The 4,126-nt window shown below is 63.6% G+C and carries 3 protein-coding genes; all 3 read left to right on the top strand.

All coding sequences use genetic code 11. The features are described from left to right. On the top strand, positions 1-1,037 hold a 1,037-nt coding region (locus tag H5U38_10970), incomplete at its 5' end, for an aldose 1-epimerase family protein (protein ID MBC7187546.1). A 39-nt stretch (positions 1,038-1,076) separates the two neighbouring features. Then, the gene (locus H5U38_10965) at positions 1,077-2,225 is read left to right on the top strand and encodes an aminotransferase class I/II-fold pyridoxal phosphate-dependent enzyme (protein MBC7187545.1); all 1,149 of its coding nucleotides are present in this window, start codon (positions 1,077-1,079) and stop codon (positions 2,223-2,225) included. A 42-nt stretch (positions 2,226-2,267) separates the two neighbouring features. Further along, on the top strand, positions 2,268-3,812 hold the full coding sequence (locus tag H5U38_10960; protein MBC7187544.1) for a glycosyltransferase family 39 protein: 1,545 nt from the start codon (positions 2,268-2,270) through the stop codon (positions 3,810-3,812). The last annotated feature ends 314 nt before the right edge of the window (positions 3,813-4,126 follow it).

The raw sequence follows: 4,126 nt of genomic DNA, 5'->3' as shown, positions 1-4,126 counted from the left end.
GTTGGACTAAGCGGGAACTTGAGGCTCGTTGGGCCAGGGTGGAGAACCATCTCGGGGTGCGCAAGATGCGCCTTGCCGAAGGCCCGGAAGCAGGCGTGGAACTGCTTTGGGTGCGCACCGGGGCGGGGCTCAGCTACTTCGTGAACCCGTCGCGGGCGCTGGACATAGGGCTGACCGAGTTCTGTGGCGTGCCGCTCAGCTGGCAATCGGTGACGGGCGAGGTGCACCCCGCCTTTTTCGACCCACGCGGCGTGGAATGGTTGCGCACCGCTCCAGGCGGATTGCTTATGACCTGTGGTCTGACGCAGGTAGGAGCACCCTGCCAGGACGGCGAGGAGGAGCTTGGCCTTCACGGCCGCGTGCATCACATCCCGGCACGGCAAGTGGGGGTGAACACAGCGTGGCGCGGCGACGAGTACGAAATGACGATCACCGGCCTGGTCGAGCAGACGCGCATCTTTGCCGAGAACCTGCGCCTGAGGCGCACGATCCACAGCAAGGCCGGCGAGAACCGCATCGTGATTGATGACTGCGTGGAAAACGCCGGCTTCTCCCCAGTGCCCCACATGATCCTCTACCATTTCAACTTCGGCTTTCCTCTGATGTCGGAGCAGACCGAGCTGCGCTTCCCCAAAGCGAAGGTTGTACCCCGCGACAAGGACGTCCCCGTTGCAGGCTTCGACCGATTCGAGGCTCCCACTGTGGGCTACACCGAGCGCGTCTATTACCACGAACTGGACGGCTCGACTGCCGGGGCACACGAACTCGCCGAGGTGACTCTGACCAACCCTCGTTTCCCCATCGCCGGCCGTGAGGTGGCGTTGGCTGTTTCCCTACGCTGGGACAGGAACACGCTCCCTCGCCTTGTGGAATGGAAGATGCCTGCTGCTGGCGTGTACGCCTTGGGCATTGAGCCTGCCAATTGCCATGTTGAAGGGCGTGTTGCCGAGCGGGAGCGCGGCGCGCTGGTTATGCTCGGGCCGGGAGAGGCCAGGCGATATCACTTGGAATTCGAGGTGCGCGTCGCACAGGATTGAGTCTCCACCCCGGCTCCGGGTCCCCGTGGAGGTGAGGGAATGAAAATTGACACAAAGTTAGTCCTTGCCGGTGAGCCATCCCCACGCATCCTGGGCGCGGTCACCCTGCCCACTTTCCAGTCGGCCACGTTTCAGTACCGCGGTGCCTCCGGCGAAGTGCTGCGCTACGGCCGGTACAACAACACGCCCACCCACGACGTGCTGCATAGCAAGTTAGCGGCGCTGGAGAACGCTGAGGCAGCAGTAGTCACGGCCAGTGGCATGGCGGCAATCAGCACGACCATGCTTGCCCTCCTTAGATCCGGCGACCACCTCATAGCGCAGAATTGCCTTTACGGTGGCACGCTTGAGCTTTTTTCCACTGACCTACCCGCGCTGGGAATCGACGTGAGCTTTGTTGATGGTAACAGCCCCCACTCGTGGCACCGCGCTCTGCGACCCACCACAAAGGCCATTTATGTTGAGGTGATGACAAATCCCTTACTGGAGGTGGCAGACCTCAAGGCGGTGGTCGACTTTGCGCGCGCACATGGGCTTGTCGCCATCATCGACAACACATTCGCGACGCCGGTGAACTTTCGGCCACTGGACTTTGGATTCGACCTCAGCCTGTATTCCTGCACGAAATATCTCAACGGGCACTCGGACTTGGTGGCGGGAGCCGTCATCGGCCGGAAGGAGCTGGTGGAGGCAGTGACGACCCGGCTGAAACGATTCGGCACCTCCCTCGATCCCCATGCCTGCTTTCTGCTCTATCGCGGGCTGAAGACGCTGGCTCTCCGCGTGCGTTGTCAGAATCAGTCGGCCCTGCGCATGGCCACTTTTCTGGCTGAGCACCCTCTGGTGAGGCGCGTGTACTACCCCGGGCTGGCCAGTCATGCGTCGCACGCGAGGGCAGTAGAGCTCTTCGATGGCTTTGGCGGGGTGCTGAGCTTCGAACTCAATGGGGGCGAGCAGGCCGCAGAGCGCTTTTTGGACAGGCTGCGCATCGCGGTGGTGGCGCCCAGCTTAGGCGGCGTGGAGACCCTGGTGACCCGGCCTGTGACCACTTCGCACCGGGGGGTGCCGGCAGAGGAGCGGCAGCGCCTTGGCATCAGCGACGGGCTAATTCGCGTGTCGGTGGGCATCGAGGACGTCGAGGACCTGATCGCCGATTTTTCCCAGGCGCTGGAAGGTGCGGCTGCCTGACCGGTAGTGGCGGGCACACGCCGCCAAGAGACGGAGCACAAAATGGAGAGTTCTGGGCGAACCACGGCGCAGAGGGGGCGCGGCACGGCAGTGCTCATCGGGGCTCTGCTTGCCTTGCGGTTAGCCGCCAACCTCTTGGCCGCGGGCAAGTACGGCTTCCACCGTGAGGAGCTGCTGCACATCGACATGGGACGGCACTTGGCATGGGGCTTCCTTGGCAAGCCGCCCGGTATTGCCATCGTTGCGCGGCTCGGTAGCCTGCTGGGTGGCTCGCTGGTGGGCTATCGTATTGTGCCGATCGTCGCCGGCTTGGCGGCAGCCTGGCTGACCGGTCTGCTGGCCAAACGCCTTGGCGGCGGTAGGTTAGCCCAATGGCTCGCGACCCTCGCAGTAGTGCTCTGGCCGGTGTCGCTGCGCAGCAGCTCTTTCTTGGCGCCCGGCGCCTTCGAGCTTCTCTGGTGGTCAATCGTTTTTCTGGTCTTCGTGCGCCTGATGGAGACCCCCAGCGCACGCTGGTGGCTGGCATGGGGCATTCTGTGGGGTCTCTCACTCCTGAATAGCTACGGTGCCCTGGTCGTGGGAGCGACGACCATTCTCGGCATGGCTGCCACTGGAGAACGCGCTCTTCTCAAGAAAGCCTGGCCTTGGGTGGCAGTGATGTTGGCCGTGGCGATAGCCTCTCCCCACCTCGCCTGGCTGGCAAGACACCGATGGGCCGTCGTTTCTTTGAAAGATGCCGTGCTCCCCGCGCGGCCGGGGCTGTCTGCTGTTTCCCGCGCAGTTGCATTGAATATGGCAGCAATGCTGGTGGTCCTGCCTTTGGTCTTGCTGGGCTTCTTCCGCCTCTTGTTCCGCCGTGAGGCACCGGCGGGCCGGCCGCTGGCATGGGGAGGACTGTTTGCCGTGGTGAGTCTGGTCCTGGGTGTGAGGCCGCAGTTGGTGGCGCCGGCGTTTTTGCCCCTTCTTGCGGCAGGGACAGTAATGGTTGAGCAGGCGCGCGGGTGGTCTGGCGCTTGGCTGAGGCGAGGGATCGTGGCCTTCGTCCTGGTCGTCGGCTTGGTGGGCGTGCCGTTGAGCATCCCCATCTTGCAGGCGGAAGCCACCAGCGCCTACGGCGGGTTCCTCCATCGGGAGCTCGGGCTTTCCGCCCCGCTCACCTGGGAAGACGGGCAGGTGCACGAGCTTCCACAGGATTTTGCCGACATGCTGGGTTGGGAGAGTCTCGTTGCCACCGTCAGTCTTATCTATCACAGCTTGCCGCCAGACGTGAGAGCCGAGACGGCGGTGTTGGCCGCCGACCGCGGCCAGGCAGGAGCGGTGAATGTCCTGGGGAAGCCTTATGGGCTGCCCCAGGCCGTGAGCACCGACGCCGACTATTTTCACTGGGGTCCGGGCCCGCTGCCAGGCACAACCCTCATTGGTGTGGGCGTGTCGCCAGGAGCGATGGCGCTCCACTATGAGATAGTCGAGACAGCGGCTTCGGTGGTCACCAGGTTCGCGCGCCAGGCAACGGTGCATGTCCTCGTGTGTGCCGAACCCCATGGAAGTCTACAGGAGTTATGGCCCCTGTTGGGCGAGATGAAATAGGTTGCAGGGCGCGGCGGCATCTCTGCCTCCAGGCATTCATCGCACGGGGCGAGTTGCATCAGATAGGGCTGAAGAGATGAAGGCAAGGCCTTGGATGTCCGTTCTGCGCTGGGTGCTGGCGGTGCTGATCACATTACCGTTCCTCGCCTTCCAAAGGCGGACCGGTCCCACCTATCCGGTGCGGGGCAAAGCGGAGCTGCAAAGCGCAGTGATCGCCTTCCGGTTGCCCCGTTCGGCGACCCTTGGCTCGGGGGCACCCGTCGCAAGCGCCGTGCCGGACACTTCGCTTCGCGGAACTCTTGTCTACCGTCGCT

Source organism: Calditrichota bacterium, from assembly GCA_014359355.1.
In the GTDB taxonomy this organism is placed as follows: Bacteria; Zhuqueibacterota; Zhuqueibacteria; order JANLFK01; family Oleimicrobiaceae; genus Oleimicrobium.
This window is presented reverse-complemented; position numbering and strand designations above follow the sequence as displayed.

What these genes read in the sequence shown, in the direction of transcription:
- H5U38_10965 (MBC7187545.1), top strand. Translation starts at nt 1,077, where the DNA reads ATGAAAATTGACACAAAGTTAGTCCTTGCCGGTGAGCCATCCCCACGC.
- H5U38_10960 (MBC7187544.1), top strand. Translation starts at nt 2,268, where the DNA reads ATGGAGAGTTCTGGGCGAACCACGGCGCAGAGGGGGCGCGGCACGGCA.